We start from the raw sequence: 19183 nt of genomic DNA on the forward strand, positions 1-19183 counted from the left end.
CTTGCGACTTACATTAACGGCCAAACTGACCTAGTGAAAGCCTCTGTAGACCAAGACGGTAAACTGCAAATCTTCGCTGGCAACAACAAAGTTGAGGGCGAGGTCGAGTTTTCAGGCGGTCTATCTGGTGAACTAGGTTTGGGCGAAGGTAAAAAAGTAACGGTAGATACTATCGACGTAACCTCAGTTGGTGGCGCACAAGAATCTGTTGCTATCATCGATGCGGCACTGAAATACGTAGACAGCCACCGCGCAGAGCTGGGTGCATTCCAGAACCGTTTCAACCATGCAATCAGCAACTTGGACAACATTAACGAGAATGTGAACGCGTCGAAGAGCCGTATCAAAGATACAGATTTCGCGAAAGAAACGACGGCAATGACCAAATCACAAATTCTATCGCAAGCGTCAAGCTCAATCCTTGCGCAAGCGAAACAAGCGCCTAACTCAGCGCTAAGTCTGCTAGGTTAATCAATTTAACAAAGCAAGAAACCAAAGCCAGGCTCATCCCTGGCTTTTTGCTTATTGGCTATAACGATTCAGATGTGTCCTGACATTATGTTCGATAAGGCATTCATATCGATTAGATGATCTCTTTAAATTCCAATGTTTCTGCGATGGTGGCGCAGAGACACCTGAGTCAAGCAGCTGCGCAAAATGTTGAGTCACAACGCAACCTAACTTCGGGGTTTCGAATCAACTCGGCGAGCGATGATGCGGCAGGTTTACAGATATCGAATACTCTCCATGTACAAACGAGAGGGCTTGATGTCGCCTTAAGAAATGCGCACGACGCTTTTTCTGTTGCTCAAACAGCGGAGGGAGCATTGCACGAAAGCAGTGACATATTGCAACGCTTACGCTCTCTGGGGCTTCAAGCAGCAAACGGCAGTTATGACTCAAGTGATCGGCAAAGTATTCAATATGAGGTCGTAGCGCTGCAAGATGAGCTTGATCGTGTCGCGATCACGACAACATTTGCGGATAAAAACCTGTTTGATGGATCTTACGGTTCACAAAGTTTCCATATTGGCGCGAACGCTAATTCAATCTCTTTGACGTTACGTAACATGCGTAGCCATATCCCAGAGATGGGAGGGCAGCATTATGTTGGTGATGCGGTCGATAAAGATTGGCGAGTCACTAAAGATAACCAAACCCTAAAAGTCGAATACCAAGACAGTAAAGGGCAAACCCAAACGGAATCCATTGGACTCAAATTGGGTGACCGTATAGAACAGGTCGCCACTTACATCAATGCTCAACAATCGATAGTGAATGCTTCAGTAACGGAAAACAACGAACTGCAATTCTTCGCTTCTACGATGAATGCGCCAGAGGGTGTGCTTCTCGATGGGAGTTTAGCGGATGTGCTTGATGTGAGCGCTGGTCAATTAGTCACAATGGATGACATTGATATGTCGACGGCAGGTAAGGCTCAGCTTTCAGTTGGGGTGATTGATGCAGCAATTAAGTACGTTGATTCGCACCGAAGTGAAATTGGCAGCTTTCAGAACCGTGTAAACGGCTCGATGGATAACTTAAATACTGTGAATCGGAGTGTTACAGAGTCCAAGAGTCGAATAAGAGATACAGACTTCGCAAGAGAATCTACGGAAATGGTGCGTTCTCAAGTGCTCCAAGATGCGACAACAGCATTATTGGCTCAGGCAAAGCAAAGGCCGAGTTCGGCACTTGGATTACTTAGCTGAGCGGATTTCATTGATGTAAGTCGATTAGAAACAAAATTTCAGGTAATAAAAAACGCTGCCAATGGCAGCGTTTTTTCGTGTTCGATTAAGTAAAAATTACTTAGTTACACGTAGAACTGGAGTTTCACCAACAGTTACAGAACCAGAAAGCTTGTTTAGCTCTTTGATTTCGTCCATGTTAGAGATAACAACTGGAGTTAGCGTTGACTTCGCTTTCTCTTCTAGAAGAGCTAGATCGAATTCAATTACAGTGTCGCCAGCTTTAACAGTTTGACCTTCTTCAGCGATACGCGTGAAGCCTTCGCCTTTTAGTTCAACTGTGTCGATACCGAAGTGAACGAAAAGCTCAACACCGTCGTCAGACTCGATAGAGAACGCGTGGTTAGTTTCGAAGATCTTACCGATAGTACCGTTTACAGGAGCTACCATTTTGTTGCCTGCTGGCTTGATAGCAATACCGTCACCAACGATTTTCTCAGCGAAAACAACATCTGGCACGTCTTCGATGTTTACAATCTCACCAGAAAGTGGCGCGATGATTTCGATAGCACCAGCGTCAGCGCTGTCATCAGATACAAGCTTCTTAAGTTTGTCAAACAGACCCATTGTGTCATGCTCCTAAGGTTTGGTTTTATTCTGTCGAATTATAGTATACCAATATAGCTCATTAGACGACTTTTTTCGCCGTCTAATGGCCATTAAGTATTGAATTACTTGGTACTACCGATTACTGAGCTTTCTCAGCAATAAACTTTTCTACCACGGCTTCGATTTCTTCTGCTGTCGGTAGAGAAAGGGCTTCTTCAGCCATTGCTTTCACTTCTGCGAAGTTAGAGTTACGAACTACTTTCTTCACTTTAGGGATTGAAATGCCGCTCATTGAGAACTCGTCCAGACCCATACCTAGAAGTAGAAGTGTTGCACGCTCGTCACCTGCAAGTTCACCACACATACCAGTCCATTTACCTTCTGCGTGAGAAGCGTCGATAACTTGCTTGATCACTGTAAGTACAGCTGGTGATAGTGGGTTGTATAGGTGAGAAATCATCTCGTTACCACGGTCAACCGCTAGCGTGTACTGAGTTAGGTCGTTTGTACCGATAGAGAAGAAAGACACTTCCTTCGCTAAGTGGTGTGCGATCGCAGCAGCAGCAGGAGTTTCAACCATAACACCGATTTCGATGTTTTCGTCGAACGCGTGGCCTTCAGCGCGTAGCTCTTCTTTGTACTCTTCGATCGCTTTCTTAAGCTCACGGATTTCTTCGACAGAGATGATCATTGGGAACATGATACGCAGTTTGCCGTGTGCAGAAGCACGTAGGATGCCACGTAGCTGATCACGAAGGATTTCACGACGATCTAGACTGATACGTACAGCACGCCAACCTAGGAATGGGTTCATCTCTTTTGGAAGATCCATGTATGGGAGATCTTTATCGCCGCCGATATCCATAGTACGGATGATCACAGCTTGACCGTTCATTGCTTCCGCAACTTCTTTGTACGCTTGGTACTGTTCTTCTTCAGTTGGTAGCGCAGTACGGTCCATAAATAGGAATTCAGTACGGTACAGACCAACACCTTCACCGCCGTTACGAAGGATACCGTCACAGTCTTTCACTGTACCGATGTTACCGCAAACTTCTACACGGTGACCGTCAGTCGTTTCTGCGTGTAGGTCTTTCAGTTTCGCTAGCTCTTCTTTTTCAGCTAGGAATGCTGCTTTAACCGCTTTCGCTTCTTCTAGCTCAGCTTCTGATGGGTTAACAACAATCTTGTTGTTCATTGCGTCAAGAATCAGCATGTCGCCATTCTTAACTTTCTTCGTGATGTCGTTAGTACCAACGATAGCTGGAAGCTCAAGTGAGCGAGCCATGATTGAAGTGTGAGATGTACGACCGCCGATATCACAAGCAAAACCAAGCACGTAGTCTAGGTTGATTTGTGCAGTTTCAGATGGCGTTAGGTCGTAAGCAACAAGAATTACTTCTTCGTTGATATCGCTAAGCGAAACAATGTTGATGCCTAGTGCGTTCTTAACAAAACGAGAACCGATATCGCGGATGTCAGTTGCACGCTCTTTTAAGTATTCGTCATCTAGAGACTCAAGAGCACATGCTTGCTCTTCGATCACTGAGTGGATAGCGTGATCAGCAGTCATCTTGTCGTTTTTGATAAGTGCTAGGATTTCCTCTTCTAGCTCTTCGTCTTCAAGAAGCATGATGTGACCTTCAAAGATCGCTTCTTTTTCTTCGCCAAACGTTTCAAGCGCTTTTTGCTTGATAGTTTCTAGCTGAGCTGCAGATTTGTTACGAGCGTCAAAGAAACGCTGAACTTCAGCTTCTACTTGATCGTCAGAAATAGTGTTTGTGTTTAGGACAATTTCATCTTCTTGAAGTAGTAGTGCTTTACCGATTGCAATACCAGGAGATGCTAGGATGCCTGAAATCATAGCCTTACCTTAAGTTTGGTCAACTTTATAAAACGGGAGAATAATGGGTGCGCTAACGAATAGTTTTAGCTTAGTTTTGAGCCTATTTCCAACGAAGCCATTTTGCTTTCACAAAATGGCTTCTGGAGTAGGAGACCGGATTAGTGTAGTTGGTCCATTAGAGCAACTAGGTGGTCAACTGCTTGCTGAGCTTGTGGGCCTTCAGCAGAAATAGTAACTTGAGTACCTTTTACTAGGCCTAGTGTTTGTAGTTTGAACAGGCTCTTAGCGCTAGCGCTTTTACCGTTAGAAGTCACAGTGATGTCTGCGTCGAATGCTTTTGCTTCTTTAACAAACTGTGCAGCTGGACGAGTGTGAAGGCCGTTTTCTGCTGTGATTTCTACTTGCTTCTCGTACATGTGATATACCCCAATAAATGTATTTTTTTGTTAGTTTGTGACCAGATTTTAGCTTAACTGCTTTACATCTTGTGCGCTAGCACGGGAAGAGTTCAAAGCGCGTCAGTTCTGATACTAGTCAAAAGTTTGGTAACTACGCAACTGTTTGCGTGCGTAATCACTTTGAAACCTTTTTGTGTTCTGCTTCTTTATTTTGAAGCTAGAAATAAAACACCCTGATATTACCAAAGGTAGGGCAGGGATCAACAAAAAAGCCCCTAAACGGGGCTTTTTTAAACTAAAAATTGATTTGAACACATATTATTGTTGGTTCTCTTTTTCGGTAAAGATACCTGCAAAGAGTGCTGTACTTAGGTAACGCTCACCGGAACTTGGCAAGACAGTTACAATTGTTTTTCCTTCAAATTCAGGTAGTTCCGCAAGTCGGTTCGCTGCAACAACCGCTGCGCCAGATGAGATACCAGCTAGGATACCTTCCTCTTCCATTAGGCGACGAGCCATCTCAATCGCTTCTTCTGAGGTAACTTGCTCAACACGGTCAATAATGTCTAAATCGAGGTTACCAGGGATGAAACCAGCACCGATACCTTGAATTTTGTGTGGGGCAGGTTGGATTTCTTCGCCAGCAAGTGCTTGTGCAATAACCGGAGACTCTGCTGGCTCAACTGCAACAGAAGTGATGGCTTTGCCTTTTTCACCTTTGATGTAACGGCTTGTACCTGTGATAGTACCGCCCGTACCAACACCAGCAACGAATACGTCGATTTCACCGTCTGTCGCTTCCCAAATCTCAGGGCCCGTAGTCTTTTCGTGGATTTCTGGGTTCGCTGGGTTGTCAAATTGTTGAAGAAGTAGGTACTTCTCAGGGTTGCTTGCTACGATTTCTTCTGCTTTAGCAATCGCCCCTTTCATGCCTTTCGCCGCTTCAGTCAGCTCAAGGTTCGCGCCTAGTGCTTTTAGTAGCTTACGGCGTTCTAGGCTCATTGATTCAGGCATGGTCAATGTTAGCTTGTAACCGCGAGCAGCCGCTACGAATGCTAGAGCAACACCTGTGTTACCACTGGTAGGTTCTACAAGCTCTACACCTGGCTTAAGAAGCCCCGCTTTCTCTGCTTCCCAAATCATGTTTGCACCGATACGGCACTTAACACTGAAGCTAGGGTTACGCGCTTCAATTTTCGCGAGAACTTTGCCTTTACTTACTTTGTTTAGACGAACGAGAGGTGTATTACCAATAGTAAGAGAGTTATCTTCGTAGATTTTGCTCATAGTGATGTTCCTTCATTACACGTTGTGTGAATATGGATAGAAGAATATGCGGTATGAAAAAAAGGGAAAAGGATTAAAAAGTTATATCTTATTAGGTTGGCCCAGAACTTGATAAAAGAAAAGGGAAAAGCTGGCGCTGATCCCTTTCCTTAATCTCTAATCGACTATCGTTGGTGCTTAAACTCCGCGACCCACATAGCGGTTGCACCACATATTGCTACAGGCATGACAATGAGGTTCAAAATTGGGATCGTCGTAAACACAGACACCAATACCCCAAAGCCATAGGCCTTACCTTGCTTTTGTTTCAATTTGTAACGCATGTCGTTAAATGGGATTTTATGGTTATCAAACGGGTAGTCACAATATTGAATCGCGAGCATCCAGGCGGTAAAGATAAACCATAAAAATGGGCCTACTGTTTGTCCAAGGGCAGGGATGAGCAATAACAGGAATAGGCCTATTGCTTTAGGTAAAATGTAAAGGAGCTTTCTCCACTCACGAGCTAAAACGCGAGGAACATCTTTCAGGACGGCAGTGAAACCATCATCATTTACTTTTTGTCCCGTTAAGTACTCTTCCACTTTTTCAGCCAAGAGGCCATTGAATGGCGCGGCGATAAAGTTCGCGAGCGTGCTGAAAAAATAGGAGAAGGTAGCGAGTATCGTCAGAGCGAGTAAAGGCCAAAGAATGTAAGTTAACCAGGATAAAAACTCAGGCAGCTGCCCAATCCAGCCTTCTATCCATATATTAAGGTTTGAAAATAGATAGAAGATGGCACCACCTACAAGCAAGATATTTGCAAGTAGAGGTAAGATGACAAAGCGCCTGATTTTAGGGGCAAGTGCCAATTGTATCCCGTATAGAAAATAACCGAACCCGGTTCTCTGCTGATTGTTTTGCTTCATGTCTATTTTGGCTTCGTGTAAATGAAAACTCATTGTACCTGTGAGGACTTTTCTTTCAATGCCCTGACAAATGACGTCTTGTTAAGTGGAATCGTGGCAAGAATCACAACAAAAAACGGAACTTCTTGCATTAAGTTGTTCTAAATCTACATATAGTTTTGGTAAAGTAAACGTATCATTCAGATTTATTGCACTTGGGTTGCTGCTCAAGGAACTGCGAGTAGTAAAAACAAGTATATTGAGAGTAAATAATGCAGGAATTGCGATTCGTACTCATTGTTGTTGGCGCATTAGCCATCGCGGCATTACTGTTTCATGGTTTATGGAGCAGTAAAAAAGAAGGCAAAGCAAAGTTTGGTAACAAGCCACTTGGTAAGCTGGATGTTAACCAAGAAGACAAAAATGATCTTGTTGAGAAAGAACGAGACTTCGCTCCCGCTCCTGAAGATGACTTTGAGATCATTCGCAAAGATCGCAAAGAACCAGATTTTGGGATGGCGAGCTCTTTCGACAACAAGTTTGAATCTGACCCGTTATTCGGTGGTCCATCTGAAGTCAAACAGACGCAGCAGGAGCCGGATGACATCCCTTCATTTGTTGCAGAAAAAGATAAAGAAGAGGACGTTGAGCCTGTTGTTCAAGCAACAGTAGCTGAAGAGCCATTCCAGCCCGCTGTGGAAGAAGACGCTATTCCCGCCGCGTTTGATATTACGGAGAAAGAACAGCAAGTCGAAACGGTTAGTGAGCCTGTCGTTGCAGAGCCTAAGGAAGAGCCAAAGCCAGAACCTGAAATGCAAGTGATTGTATTGAATGTGCACTGTGCGGGTGAAGAGCCATTTGTTGGTACTGCTTTATTTGAAAGTATGCAACAAAACGGTCTAATTTATGGCGAGATGGATATTTTCCATCGTCATGTTGACTTGTCCGGTAACGGCAAAGTGCTGTTTAGCGTCGCTAATATGATGCACCCTGGTACGTTTGAGCATGCTGATCCTGCTGAGTTTACAACGAAGGGTATTTCATTCTTCATGACATTGCCTTGTTATGGCGAGGCTGAACAGAACTTCAACTTAATGCTCCGAACTGCGCAGCAAATTGCTGATGACTTAGGTGGTAACGTACTTGATGACCAGCGCAACTTAATGACGCCAGATCGTTTAGCATCTTATCGACGTCAAATAGTTGAGTTTAATGCCGCTAACGCATAATCTTAACAGCAAATAATAATAGGGCTCCGGATGGAGCCCTTTTTCTTGGATTTCCCAACCTCACCGATTGAAAATACACGGGGCTTTACTATGTCTGAATCAGTACTTCAGCGACTAGAAGAACTAAAAGAGTCGTTGCATTACCACGCTGTGCGTTACTACGTGGAAGATAACCCAGAGATCCCTGATGCCGAGTACGACCGTTTAATGCGAGAGTTACTGGATATTGAAGCTGAGAACCCTGACTTAATAACCGTAGACTCGCCAAGCCAACGTGTCGGTGGACAACCTCTCTCTGCGTTTAGCCAAGTGACACATGAAGTACCGATGCTTTCGCTTGATAACGCGTTTGATGATAGTGAACTTGATAGTTTCCACAAGCGCGCACAAGAGCGCGTGGGCAGCCAGAGTGTGAAAGAATACTGTTGTGAGCCTAAATTGGATGGACTCGCCGTAAGTTTGTTATATGAGAATGGCGTGTTAGTTCAGGCGGCCACTCGAGGCGATGGTACTACGGGTGAAAACATCACAGAGAATGTGCGTACGATTAAAGCCATTCCTTTAAAACTCAGAGGTAATGACTGGCCAAATCGTCTTGAAGTTCGTGGTGAAGTCTTTATGCCGAAAGCTGGGTTTGAAAAGCTCAATGAATTAGCAAGGAAGAAAGGCGAGAAAATCTTTGTTAATCCACGTAACGCTGCGGCAGGTAGCTTACGACAATTGGATTCACGTATTACGGCTTCTCGTCCGCTTAGCTTCTATGCATACAGTGTAGGCGTGGTGCAAGGCGCAGAATTGGCAGCAAGTCATTACGAACGCTTTTTGCAAATCAAATCTTGGGGACTGCCAATGTGCCCGGAAACTAAGCGAGTTGAAAGCTTGGCGGATGTAAAAGCTTACTACCAAGATATATTGCAGCGTCGTGATGCCCTCCCTTATGAGATCGATGGTGTCGTTATTAAAATTGACGATATTGCCGTGCAAGAGCGTCTGGGGTTTGTTGCTCGCGCTCCACGTTGGGCGATTGCCTACAAGTTCCCAGCACAGGAAGAAATGACGACACTGAATGAAGTGGAGTTCCAAGTCGGTCGCACTGGTGCGATTACACCTGTTGCTAAACTAGAGCCTGTATTTGTTGGCGGGGTAACGGTAAGTAATGCGACGCTTCATAACGCAGATGAGATAGAACGTCTGCAGGTCAAGATTGGTGATCACGTTGTGATCCGCCGTGCTGGCGATGTTATTCCGCAAGTCGTATCTGTCATCAAAGAGCGTCGACCAGAAACAGCTCGAGATATTGTTTTCCCAACTCAGTGTCCTGTTTGTGGTTCGCATGTTGAGCGGATCGAAGGAGAAGCGGTAACACGTTGTATGGGGGGCTTAGTTTGCCAAGCCCAACGCAAACAAGCGCTAAAACACTTTGTTTCTCGTAAAGCGTTAGACGTTGACGGTTTAGGCGATAAAGTGATCGAGCAGCTTGTTGATCGTGAGATGGTGAAAACTCCTGCTGACTTATTTAAGTTATCTGCGGGGATTTTAACCGTACTAGATCGCATGGGGCCAAAGTCTGCGCAGAATATTGTGAATGCGTTAGAAAAATCCAAAGAAACAACTTTACCTCGGTTTTTGTATTCACTGGGGATCCGTGAAGTTGGCGAGGCAACCGCAGCAAACTTAGCAATGCACTTTAAAACGTTGGGAGCGATCCAAAATGCTACCGAAGAGCAGTTGATTGAAGTGCAAGACATCGGTGCTGTGGTTGCTCAACATATTACGACTTTCTTTAGTGAAGAACAGAACCAAGCGGTGGTTAAAGATTTGCTTGAACAAGGAATTCATTGGCCAGAGATTACTACTACTGAGCAGGTGGGGGAATTACCATTAGAAGGTAAAACAGTAGTATTAACGGGAACACTTTCTCAACTGGGGCGTACAGAAGCCAAAGAAGTCCTCCAAGCACTGGGGGCTAAAGTGACGGGTAGTGTTTCTAAGAAAACCGATATTTTGTTTGCTGGTGAAAATGCAGGTTCGAAGCTCGCAAAGGCACAAGAACTGGGTATCGAAATTAAAACAGAACAAGACTTACTCGAACTGATGAATTAAGTCTTCTCAAAAAAGCTAAAAAATAACTAAAAGCCCCGTATGGTAAGCATGCGGGGCTTTTTCTTGTTCATAATTAAGTGTTTTTTTATTGAGTAATTGATGCCTTTGTTCTTTTCAGTGATCAAGATCGAACCTTGGGTTATTGGTTTTTTTGACTTTTTTAGTCTGCGAGTGACTTCAAGTTGATACTTTTAAGTTCAATTTAAGTGTTTGATTTTAAATAATAATTTATTGTCTTGTGTTGATGTTGTTAAAAATAAGATCTGGATCAATAAGTTATATGGAACTTTGGAGTGGCTCATATTTTTTTAGAAAAAAAATAAGTTCCATTTGGATGTTTTTAGCTGCGAAGTTAGTCTTAATCACGTGGATACACGGTGTGTATGCAGGAACTAAAAAAGCCAAATTAGAAATAATGAGGTTTGATCAGGAATTTACTTCTCTCCTTCGGCGGCCAACTAAAGGTGAGATAGAAAAATACAGCTATATCCATTTTTAGGAGTTTTTCCATGGACAAATTTTTTAAGGTTTCAGCGTTAACCGCAGCAATGTTTGGTGTTGTTGCTGTCGCTCCAGCTACAGCGTCTACTGAAAGTGCAGCAGGTGGCGAGTACGTAGAGAAAGTGAACGAATTTATGCAAGACTCAAGTCTGAATGCATTATTCATAGTTGATACTCGTTCACGAACTCGTACAACAGGTAAGCCCGGCGGTGAAAATGGTGACCGTTGGAGTCGTCTAAACTACTCTTCTTACAACGCAATTTTAGACTTCACTTCTGGCTACCACGATGGTTGGGTGGGCGCAGATGTTGCGGCTTACTACTCTGGCGATCTTTACAACGATAGTCTTTACAATTCAAACGAAGGCTACCTATGTAACGAAATCTCAACTTGTAACAACCTAGACTGGGGTGCAGGTGATGGTCAGCAGCTTAAAGTTTACAAAGCAGCGCTGAAATTCAAAGCAAACGAAAACTTTAATGCTCGTTTCGGTATGTTACAGGCTGGTGGTAACGGTACAATCGGTAATGTTTGGAGCTTTGTACCTGGTACTTACCGTGGTTTCGAACTGAACGCTAAACTTGGTGATTTCAACCTAAGCTACTTTGGCGCAGACCAATTTACAGCACCTTGGCTGCTTCACGAAGATGATTACGCACCAGCGCTTTGGTCTGACACGTCATGGAGCTACCTACACTCTCTAGGTCTAAATGGTAACCTAACTGACAGCCTGTTTATGCAACTTGGCCTAGGCCAAGCAACTGGCGTTCAATATGCAAATGGTGTTGACTGGGGGGCAGGTCAAGTGACTAGCTACCACAACGAAACTGACAACACTTCTTACAAGGCTTACTTGAAGTACACTGTTAGTGACCGTACAACTCTAGCATTTGATTTCTACGGTGTTGACGATGATGTGAAATACGATGGTCTAGGTTTCCACACTGGTCTATCTTTGAATCAATCTTTCGGTAAGCTAGCTTGGATGTCTGAGTTGCGCTACACAGACACAGATAACCGTGCGGACTTCGTTCCTCGTACTATTCATACATATGGTATGAACAATGGTACTTGGTCTCAGTGGTGGGACGCGCTATCTGACTGGAACAAAGCGGGTGAGCTAGCATGGTACAACCGTCTATCTTACAACCAAGGTAACGGCTGGAACTACTACCTAGGCTTTGGTTACGGTACTGGCGCTGACTCTGCAGCAAGCGGAGCATCAGGTGACTGGGATTACGAAAGCGAATACGCAGTTAACGCAACAGTATCTTACTCACTACAAAGTGGCGCGCTTAAAGGTTCTACCATTCGTTTACACGGTACAATCCTAGAACGTGATGAGTACGCAGGTGCTGGCGATGCGGATGAAACAGACTTACGTCTACAAGTTCTTATCCCTTACAGCTTCCACTAATACTTAGTGAAATAATAAAAGGAGCCGCTAGGCTCCTTTTCTATTTCACTTCTCGGCCGTCGTATATTTTGCAATATAACGGTGGCAACATATGTACATTACCGTTTGGCAACTCACACTTTATCTCTGGGCCTAACGTACGACCACCGGATGCACCATTAGCATGAGTGGTTAACGGAATTATGGCAAAAGATATTACTAATAGACCAGATAAAAATCTCATAATCATCACCTCAATATAAACTTTAAATATCTACGTACTTGTATAAACCGTGACTACGCAGAAAGGTAAGGTTGAAAAGGGCTCTTATATCAAACTAATCTCTTACTTCTTTACTATTCCCATTCCCCACCTCTAAATCGACACATTTCACTTGGAATATTCGTAACGTCGCCACTTGGCATCTTACATTCGACTATAGGTCCCAAATTAGTTGTACCGCCGTTTCCGTTGTTGTAGGCAAAGGAAGAAAAAGAAAAAATACCGCACAACATCAAAAAGAGAAGCTTATTCATAGTACATCCTCTTACTTACCAAATAAAAAGCACTCAACTTAAATGCTTATGCGTTAAGTATGTATCCGAGGATAAAAAGATCAAAAAATAATTCAATAAAGTTTTATTTTTTAAGATAAATTTAGATCGATAATTTACCTAGATATATTTCTATCTTATTGATTGTCGTGTGTTGAATAATTAAATAATAGGAAATGGGAGGTAGGGTATTAATAATATTACTAATACTTATTTTTTTCTCGATTTTAATTAAGGTAATGAAATGAAAGCAGTTGTTTAGATTAAAGTAATGGAGCATGATTTGCCCCATTACTTTGGCATAAATTAATTAGAATCAGGCTCAATGATTAAAATAATACCTTCAACATCGGTGATTCTTACGCGGGTACCGGCTGGAAGTGCTTGATCCGATTGTGCGGACCATGTGGTATCGGCTACCTTGATGCGATTGAGTCCGACGGAAAAGTCTTCTTCAAGGATAAGAGTACGCCCAATTAACTGCTTGTACTTTTGGTTCAGATCTCTTTCTTGGTCTTCTTGCTTGTCTTTAGACCATTGTCGTCGCCACCAAAGCCAGGTGGTGATTAAGCTGAAGCTTGCAAAGCAAAGCCATTGCAATTGCCAGCTCATTGGCAAAACGGTCATGATTGCTCCAACGATAAGTGCAGACATCCCGAGCCAGAGAAAATACCCAGCGGTACCAAGTAGCTCAACTGCTAAAAGAGCAAAGCCAAACGCTAGCCAATGCCAGAAAGAGATACCTTCCAACAAACTAAAAAAGTCCATAAATTATTCTTTATCTTGTTGTTTAAACATCTCTGCTATCCCTGCAACCGAGCCCATTAGTCCGGTTGCTTCTAATGGAAGCATAATGATTTTACCATTTTCGGCTTGACCAATGCTCTTGATCGCTTCGGTATAACCCTGTGCAATGAAGTAATTGACGGCTTGCATGTCACCTTTTGCAATGGCTTCGGAAACCATGTAAGTCGCTTTTGCTTCTGCTTGCGCGGCACGCTCACGTGCTTCTGCATGGAGAATAGCAGACTGCTTTTCGCCTTCAGCTTTTAATATCTCTGATTGTTTATGACCTTCGGCCTTTAATATCTCAGCTTGGCGAACCCCTTCTGCTTCAAGAATTTCCGCACGCTTATTACGCTCGGCTTTCATTTGCGCATTCATTGCAGCGGTCAGATCGGCTGGTGGCTGGACATCTTTAATCTCAATTCGTGTGACTTTTACGCCCCAAGGGTTTGTTGCTTGGTCAACAATCGCCAACAGCTTAGAGTTGATCATGTCGCGTTGGCTCAGCATTTCGTCCAGTTCCATTGAACCTAAAACGGTACGAATGTTGGTAAGGGTCAAGTTTCTAATAGCGTGTTCTAAATCGTTGACTTCATAAGCCGCTTTTGCAGCATCGATCACTTGAACAAATCCGACAGCGTCAATAACCACGTTAGCGTTATCTTTTGAAATGACCTCTTGCGCAGGAATATCGAGAACGCGCTCCATCATATTTACTTTTTGACCAACTTTATCAACGAATGGAATGATCAAGTTTAAACCCGGCTTTAATGTGTGGGTGTAGCGTCCGAAGCGTTCAACTGTCCAGTTGTTTCCTTGCGGAACCGTTTTAATGGCTGAAGATAAGATAACGACAGCAAGAACGACGAAAATACCGATGGTGATCAGTGAATCAATTGGCATGAGTTATTCCCTTAAGTGCATAATGTTCGATCCATTTTTACCTATTTATAGACAATAGACAATTGAAGTTCTGAGACCTTTGAGAGGTTATTGGTTTTTTATATGACAAAGGCCGGAAACACCGGCCTTTGTCATTGCATGGTTTTACTCTCGCTATTTCGCGGGGTATTCAATCCAACTTGAACCATCAAGAGAAACATAATACTTCCCTTGTACTTCAATCACAGTAGAGCCTGAGTTCTGCGCGACAACTCGTGTTTCTGGTAGGTTCTCTGTCAATATTGAAGGGCTAAACGTCTTACTTTGATAAATGTTTTTATCCAGGATATTCGAAACGAGCTGCGACAATGCCAGATAGCTAGATGGCTCGCTTACGTGTTCGGTGTTGCCCTGACGCTGAATTCCTTCTCCGAAGATTTTAATTCCTACCGGTGTATGAATGATTGTCGGTGCAGGAATTTCTCGCATACCTGAAATTTGCATGCGGTCTCCTCGCATACCACCACCATGTTCTGGTACCAAAGCGACAACGATGTTGCGTTTTGAGGACTCTAAGGTTTTAAAGAACGCGTGGAGGTCATCAAGCAAATTCTTAAGGCGCATTTTGTAGCTAGCAATAGATGTGCTTGAGTTCGCATTGATGATCCTGTTGCCATCATGTAGTGAAATTGAGTTGTAGAGTGCCACGACTTTGTCGTCACTACTGTTAAGTCTTTGCTGCCACCAGTTATCCAATACTTGCTTATCGCGGAAGATCGAAGAGCCATCAAAAGATTTTTGGTAAGGAGTTAAGCCTTCTTGAGACATAAGAGCCCCTTGTAAGTCGCCGTCTTTTTTGATCAATTCAAGGAAGCTATCAAAGACACCATTGTGGTTCATCAGTAAATTTTCTGTGAATCCTAGTTCTTTCAAACTTTCGAACAAGTAGCACTGCTTTGATGGTGCTGGCTGGAACAGTTGACTGTGTTCTTGTTGACCACAATTGGCTCGTAGCAGACGAATGACAGCAGGCCCACTGTATGACGTAGCGGAGCTAAAATTGTCGAACATGATGTCAAACTCTTTGAACAGAGGATGATCAGCCAGTCCTGCAATTTCGATGTCATCCCACGCGACCGAACAAATACTCAAGAACAACAAATCAAAAGGAGCATCCATTGCGCTGCTGGTATCGAATGTCACATGTCGGGAAGCTTCTTTAGAAAAGAAATCTGCAGTTAACGTGTTGAGACTGGCATCATTAATTTCCGTTATTTGAGGTTGTTTGCTAGTAGTAACCTCGGTTGGTGGCTGTTGTTGAGTTACTTCTGCAGCCACTGTTGTCTGAGGTTCAGTCGTCATAGGAATACTTATATAGATCATCGCAATAACCACAAAGACTGAAACCCTAACAAACTTGCTCAAAATAAAGTACGCACCACACAAAGCGAGCAATCCGAGTATTGCTTGGAATGATAAAAATCGTCCCAAAAGCTCGACCAGATAACTCGATTCAAACTGCATTAACTGTCCCGCTTGAGCCCAAAGACGGTTTAGAGGAGGTAGGTAAGAATCGTAATGCAAGAGCCACGCTGCGGCGACAAATGAAACGATATGGCGCACCGCATTTAGGCTTTTCATCGAGATAGGAAGCAGGATTAAGATCAACAGCGCAAAGTTTTCCATTGGATGGAAATCGATGATTCCTTGAAAATAGAGCGCTGTTTTTGCGATAAAGTAAATGTTCCACCAGCCCAATCCTATAGTGAGGGGGGTAGAGTCATGAGAATGCGATGTCATTACTTAAGCTTCTTGGTGTTAGTGGCTGATGTATCTAGCTCAAAATAGCGCGAGCGTTTTAAGTGTTTGTGGTAAAAGCGTCGGGTAGCGTTTACTAGGTCACGTAGAAAGTATCCTAGGAGTAGGCCAATACCTGAACTGATACTCACGGTCAGTAAAAAATCGTTAATATTCATGAACGTTCCTTGAGCTCAATGGTTTTTTTCACAGCAAACAAAGGAGGAACATCAACCATAGAATTAATGGCGTTATGGAATATTTTCCTCTCTGTCGCCAGAGCTGAAACGTCGTCGGATATGACGGCTTCATCTTGAACGATGAATTTTAACTCTGTTTCGATATCTAATTGAGTATCAAACGTGTGAGTTGAGTGAAATAAGTCTCTCACTGGGAACTCAAATATATTGTTGAGTGCAATGTCAATATCGCTATGTCGAATAGCACTGAACAAGACATACAGAGCTTTGTTGCAGGCTGTCACAACGTCGCCATCTCTTCGAATATGGCAAAGACGTAAACATTCCTCTGCCGTCATGCCTGGTAATAAGTTCAGCTTGATAAGCGCAAAGTTCACATTTGAGTGTGTTGAGTGGGAAATGACGTCAATACAGTATTGGCTAAAGTCCTGGTTTTGTAAGTAGCCTTTGCTACCAAACTTAAGGTCATACTTTAAGAGCGCCTCTAAACTGTCAGGAATTGGACGCGTAAGCATCTGGCCTTGAATTGCTTCAACCTGAGTCATAAAGCGCATTGGGGGGATTTGCGCGTGAGAAATGAAGTTTGCCCCCGAGCGAAGTAAGAACTTTTCATCTGCATATCTCAGACATTGTTGGGTCTCCCTGACAATAATCTTTAGCTGACGGCCATACGCGGACCTTAAACGGTAGCAATCTAACGCGATCTGTTGAACTTCGCTTTGGTTATCACAGCTGAAAACAATAGTTGAAGAGCGAGGGTTGTTTAACATCGCTATGAGCTCTTGATTACTCTCAGCCATACTCATCCCTTTTGGGGCTTTCTCGCTTTCTCTGAAGGCTCCTCTGCTGATATATATTCTATCACTATCCGATTTGTCTTCCTGTATGGCACGAGGCTGGTGCGTTTCGTAAGACGTTGCTTTTAGCTTCTTATCTTTAGTGTTAGAGAGAAGGTATTCGTCTTGGGAAATTACACCGTGTTTATTGGACCAAAAATCCACAAGATAGCAGTAGCGAGCATCATCTAATGATGTCATGGTCGCCAAACCGGCGATGTATCTATTATGAGAAATAAGAATGGGCTTTAATAGTGAAGTCGTCAGATGCCCATATATACAAACACTAATAGTGAGTTTTTTATTATTTGCTAGTTCATTTAAGTTTTGTAGGAAAATACTTACAAAATAATCATCACTTGATGATAATAGTGAATCTGGAACTACTAATATATATGTGGAGAGTTTCTTTATATTTGTTTGGCGAATGTCTTTCACAAGATTTATAGCGTTCGGCGCTTTATTTGTGAATTTGTTGCTAAGAAAGAAACACTGTTCAATATGGAGTGTGGATAACTCATTGAATTTGCATAAGGCTTCATCATTCAATGCAGACAAAAAAGTTTCCTTGTCTGTAAAGCTTGTAAGTGAAGTGTTGTTATTTTCTGGTAGCGTACTGAACAAATAATCAATGACCATTTGCTTATGTGTAAACAAGTTTACATAAACAGAACTTATCTCTTTTTCAGAAGTAATAGCGGATAACCCGGAGATTGCTGACATAAAAGGCCTTATATTCAATGGTTTACTGTCGTTGTGCGTTGTGGCTTACAATCCGCTGTATGCTAATCGTTACAATGTTAACTTTTCTTAGCGACAAGAAAATGACGCCAAGATATTAAACGAAATTGATCAAAAATTAAAATAGTTATAGCATATGCTTCATATGATGTTTATAAGTTTAAATTCAATGATTTTCAAGCCTATGATTTTGCTGTAAATTATTTATTGCACTTATATGTCGTAAATGGATAATTACAATTCACCTTCATAACCCCTGTTTCTGAAGTCAAACATCATTTAGGGATTTATTAATTATGTGAACTAATAAACAGCCCTGTTCACATTCATTAGCATTCTGTAAATATGAGACGCATAGTTCGATGCGTCAATTTTTTAACAATGGAATTTATACTGCAAAGAGTAATTGGCGGGATTGCCATTACCGCAGTTTAAACACCGTTATATTGTGAAAAAAATGTTGTGACTGAGTCTGCAAAAGATATTAATTCGATCTACTCTTCTTATAACTTAACTCAACATAAGTATATTGAAACAACAGAAAACGAGTCTTACGTGCAAGCTAAAAATAAGTGGTTGGTCTTTCAAGCCAACGGTGCTCGTAATGCCCTGTTTCAAGTGCGTATTAAGCAGACAGGTTTAGAGACTGAAGCGATATGAAACGCCTTCTTTTTGTTAGTTTAAAAGGTGGTTGTGGCTCAACGACCGTCGCTGCGAACTTGGCACAAGCATTAGTTAAGATAAACAAACAGGTACTGGCCATTGAGGTGGTGCCTAACAGTTTACTGCAAGCTCATCTTGGCTTGCCGCAGGAAGAGAAAGATGGCTGGGCGAAACAACTTCTTTCAGATAAACCTTGGACCCAGGCTGGTTATGAAAGCCCACAAGGTGCACTTTTTTTACCGTTTGGCCATCTGAATTCTGAGCAGTTAAAAGCGTTTTTTAACGAGCGTTCTCACTACCTGTCAATGCTAGGTGAAATGACGTTGCAAGTGAGCGAAAACCGTGGTGAGCAGTGGCTGCTTTTTCACGCCGACTTAGCAGAGCTTACTGATCCTGAAGTGCGATCTTTTGTCGACTCAATGGATATGATTGTGGTGGTGGTAACGGCAGACGCCCTGAGTTATCTCACTCTTCAATCTTGGCTACAACATGAAGAGCTATCGAGATTGCTTCGCTCTGACAAATTACGTTTTTTGGTGAATAAGTATCAGCCAGAAACCGAAATTGGTCGTGATTTCATGTTGGTGCTGAAAAAGGAACTTAGCGAATCCTTGATTCCTGTTTCGATTCATCGAGATACGGCATTGCTTGAATGTGTGGCAAACCTGACGACCGTTCAACACTATTCGCCATCGAGCCAAGCCGCAAAAGATTTTCAGTCTTTTGCTTTTTGGTGTGTATCAGCGTTATCAAGCGCTCAGGACCAAAGCTAATT

General features: G+C 42.9%; 17 protein-coding genes. 7 read left to right on the forward strand and 10 right to left on the reverse strand.

The genetic code is table 11. The annotated features are described in order from the left end of the window. Together KI742_RS10180 and KI742_RS10185 are read left to right on the forward strand one after the other, a co-directional pair. Window positions 1–471, forward strand: a 471-nt coding sequence (locus KI742_RS10180) for a flagellin (RefSeq protein WP_285385236.1), incomplete at its 5' end; no start/stop codon positions are given. Between the two features lie 116 nt (window positions 472–587). Then, on the forward strand, window positions 588–1712 hold the full coding sequence (locus KI742_RS10185; protein ID WP_285385234.1) for a flagellin: 1125 nt from the start codon (window positions 588–590) through the stop codon (window positions 1710–1712). A 96-nt stretch (window positions 1713–1808) separates the two neighbouring features. On the opposite strand, the gene crr is transcribed toward KI742_RS10185, so the two are convergent. The 5 genes from crr to cysZ all read right to left on the reverse strand — a co-directional run bounded on the left by crr (window position 1809) and on the right by cysZ (window position 6739). Further along, window positions 1809–2318, reverse strand: coding sequence for a PTS glucose transporter subunit IIA (gene crr / locus KI742_RS10190; RefSeq protein WP_005382041.1), 510 nt, complete (start codon window positions 2316–2318; stop codon window positions 1809–1811). A 121-nt stretch (window positions 2319–2439) separates the two neighbouring features. After that, a complete protein-coding gene (ptsI, locus tag KI742_RS10195) occupies window positions 2440–4164 on the reverse strand; it encodes a phosphoenolpyruvate-protein phosphotransferase PtsI (protein WP_005389298.1) in 1725 nt (574 codons plus the stop codon). Window positions 4165–4304: 140 nt separating this feature from the next. Next, entirely contained in the window at window positions 4305–4562 is a 258-nt protein-coding gene (locus KI742_RS10200) for an HPr family phosphocarrier protein (RefSeq protein ID WP_005382043.1), read from the reverse strand. Window positions 4563–4862: 300 nt separating this feature from the next. Next, window positions 4863–5831, reverse strand: coding sequence for a cysteine synthase A (gene cysK, locus KI742_RS10205; protein ID WP_005382045.1), 969 nt, complete (start codon window positions 5829–5831; stop codon window positions 4863–4865). Between the two features lie 164 nt (window positions 5832–5995). Beyond that, complete coding sequence (gene cysZ / locus KI742_RS10210) at window positions 5996–6739, reverse strand: sulfate transporter CysZ (RefSeq protein ID WP_025998633.1); 744 nt, start codon at window positions 6737–6739, stop codon at window positions 5996–5998. Window positions 6740–6990: 251 nt separating this feature from the next. Here cysZ and zipA point away from each other — a divergent pair, with 251 nt between their 5' ends. The 3 genes from zipA to KI742_RS10225 all read left to right on the forward strand — a co-directional run bounded on the left by zipA (window position 6991) and on the right by KI742_RS10225 (window position 11969). Next, entirely contained in the window at window positions 6991–7947 is a 957-nt protein-coding gene (zipA, locus tag KI742_RS10215) for a cell division protein ZipA (protein ID WP_005382051.1), read from the forward strand. Window positions 7948–8037: 90 nt separating this feature from the next. Further along, on the forward strand, window positions 8038–10050 hold the full coding sequence (gene ligA, locus KI742_RS10220) for an NAD-dependent DNA ligase LigA (RefSeq protein ID WP_285385232.1): 2013 nt from the start codon (window positions 8038–8040) through the stop codon (window positions 10048–10050). Between the two features lie 509 nt (window positions 10051–10559). Further along, window positions 10560–11969 (forward strand): hypothetical protein, encoded by a 1410-nt coding sequence (locus KI742_RS10225; protein WP_005382055.1) that lies wholly within the window; start codon window positions 10560–10562, stop codon window positions 11967–11969. 840 nt (window positions 11970–12809) lie between these two features. Here the strand turns inward: KI742_RS10225 and KI742_RS10230 are convergent. The 5 genes from KI742_RS10230 to bcsE all read right to left on the reverse strand — a co-directional run bounded on the left by KI742_RS10230 (window position 12810) and on the right by bcsE (window position 17727). Then, window positions 12810–13271, reverse strand: a complete 462-nt coding sequence (locus KI742_RS10230) for an NfeD family protein (RefSeq protein WP_005382058.1) — start codon at window positions 13269–13271, stop codon at window positions 12810–12812. 3 nt (window positions 13272–13274) lie between these two features. Next, entirely contained in the window at window positions 13275–14192 is a 918-nt protein-coding gene (locus KI742_RS10235) for an SPFH domain-containing protein (protein ID WP_005382060.1), read from the reverse strand. 153 nt (window positions 14193–14345) lie between these two features. Further along, window positions 14346–15971, reverse strand: coding sequence for a cellulose biosynthesis protein BcsG (bcsG, locus tag KI742_RS10240; RefSeq protein WP_285385231.1), 1626 nt, complete (start codon window positions 15969–15971; stop codon window positions 14346–14348). Then, window positions 15971–16147, reverse strand: a complete 177-nt coding sequence (locus KI742_RS10245; protein WP_191116321.1) for a hypothetical protein — start codon at window positions 16145–16147, stop codon at window positions 15971–15973. Before KI742_RS10245 ends, bcsG begins: the two co-directional genes overlap by 1 nt. Beyond that, a complete protein-coding gene (gene bcsE, locus KI742_RS10250) occupies window positions 16144–17727 on the reverse strand; it encodes a cellulose biosynthesis protein BcsE (RefSeq protein WP_285385228.1) in 1584 nt (527 codons plus the stop codon). The genes KI742_RS10245 and bcsE overlap by 4 nt, the downstream gene beginning before the upstream one ends. A 480-nt stretch (window positions 17728–18207) precedes the next feature. On the opposite strand from bcsE, the gene KI742_RS10255 reads away from it, so the two are divergent. Next, entirely contained in the window at window positions 18208–18405 is a 198-nt protein-coding gene (locus tag KI742_RS10255) for a hypothetical protein (RefSeq protein WP_031781222.1), read from the forward strand. Beyond that, complete coding sequence (gene bcsQ, locus KI742_RS10260; RefSeq protein ID WP_285385226.1) at window positions 18402–19181, forward strand: cellulose biosynthesis protein BcsQ; 780 nt, start codon at window positions 18402–18404, stop codon at window positions 19179–19181. Before KI742_RS10255 ends, bcsQ begins: the two co-directional genes overlap by 4 nt. Window positions 19182–19183: the final 2 nt, after the last annotated feature.

The organism is Vibrio sp. D417a (genome assembly GCF_030248595.1).
GTDB classification, from domain to species: domain Bacteria; phylum Pseudomonadota; class Gammaproteobacteria; order Enterobacterales; family Vibrionaceae; genus Vibrio; species Vibrio alginolyticus.

Excerpts from the sequence above, each read along its gene's own strand:
- KI742_RS10230 (WP_005382058.1), bottom strand. The coding sequence starts at position 13,271 with ATGGACTTTTTTAGTTTGTTGGAAGGTATCTCTTTCTGGCATTGGCTA.
- KI742_RS10235 (WP_005382060.1), bottom strand. The coding sequence starts at position 14,192 with ATGCCAATTGATTCACTGATCACCATCGGTATTTTCGTCGTTCTTGCT.
- bcsG (WP_285385231.1), bottom strand. The coding sequence starts at position 15,971 with ATGACATCGCATTCTCATGACTCTACCCCCCTCACTATAGGATTGGGC.
- KI742_RS10185 (WP_285385234.1), top strand. The coding sequence starts at position 588 with ATGATCTCTTTAAATTCCAATGTTTCTGCGATGGTGGCGCAGAGACAC.
- ptsI (WP_005389298.1), bottom strand. The coding sequence starts at position 4,164 with ATGATTTCAGGCATCCTAGCATCTCCTGGTATTGCAATCGGTAAAGCA.
- zipA (WP_005382051.1), top strand. The coding sequence starts at position 6,991 with ATGCAGGAATTGCGATTCGTACTCATTGTTGTTGGCGCATTAGCCATC.
- KI742_RS10200 (WP_005382043.1), bottom strand. The coding sequence starts at position 4,562 with ATGTACGAGAAGCAAGTAGAAATCACAGCAGAAAACGGCCTTCACACT.
- ligA (WP_285385232.1), top strand. The coding sequence starts at position 8,038 with ATGTCTGAATCAGTACTTCAGCGACTAGAAGAACTAAAAGAGTCGTTG.
- KI742_RS10225 (WP_005382055.1), top strand. The coding sequence starts at position 10,560 with ATGGACAAATTTTTTAAGGTTTCAGCGTTAACCGCAGCAATGTTTGGT.
- bcsQ (WP_285385226.1), top strand. The coding sequence starts at position 18,402 with ATGAAACGCCTTCTTTTTGTTAGTTTAAAAGGTGGTTGTGGCTCAACG.
- crr (WP_005382041.1), bottom strand. The coding sequence starts at position 2,318 with ATGGGTCTGTTTGACAAACTTAAGAAGCTTGTATCTGATGACAGCGCT.
- cysK (WP_005382045.1), bottom strand. The coding sequence starts at position 5,831 with ATGAGCAAAATCTACGAAGATAACTCTCTTACTATTGGTAATACACCT.
- cysZ (WP_025998633.1), bottom strand. The coding sequence starts at position 6,739 with ATGAAGCAAAACAATCAGCAGAGAACCGGGTTCGGTTATTTTCTATAC.
- bcsE (WP_285385228.1), bottom strand. The coding sequence starts at position 17,727 with ATGTCAGCAATCTCCGGGTTATCCGCTATTACTTCTGAAAAAGAGATA.
- KI742_RS10245 (WP_191116321.1), bottom strand. The coding sequence starts at position 16,147 with ATGAATATTAACGATTTTTTACTGACCGTGAGTATCAGTTCAGGTATT.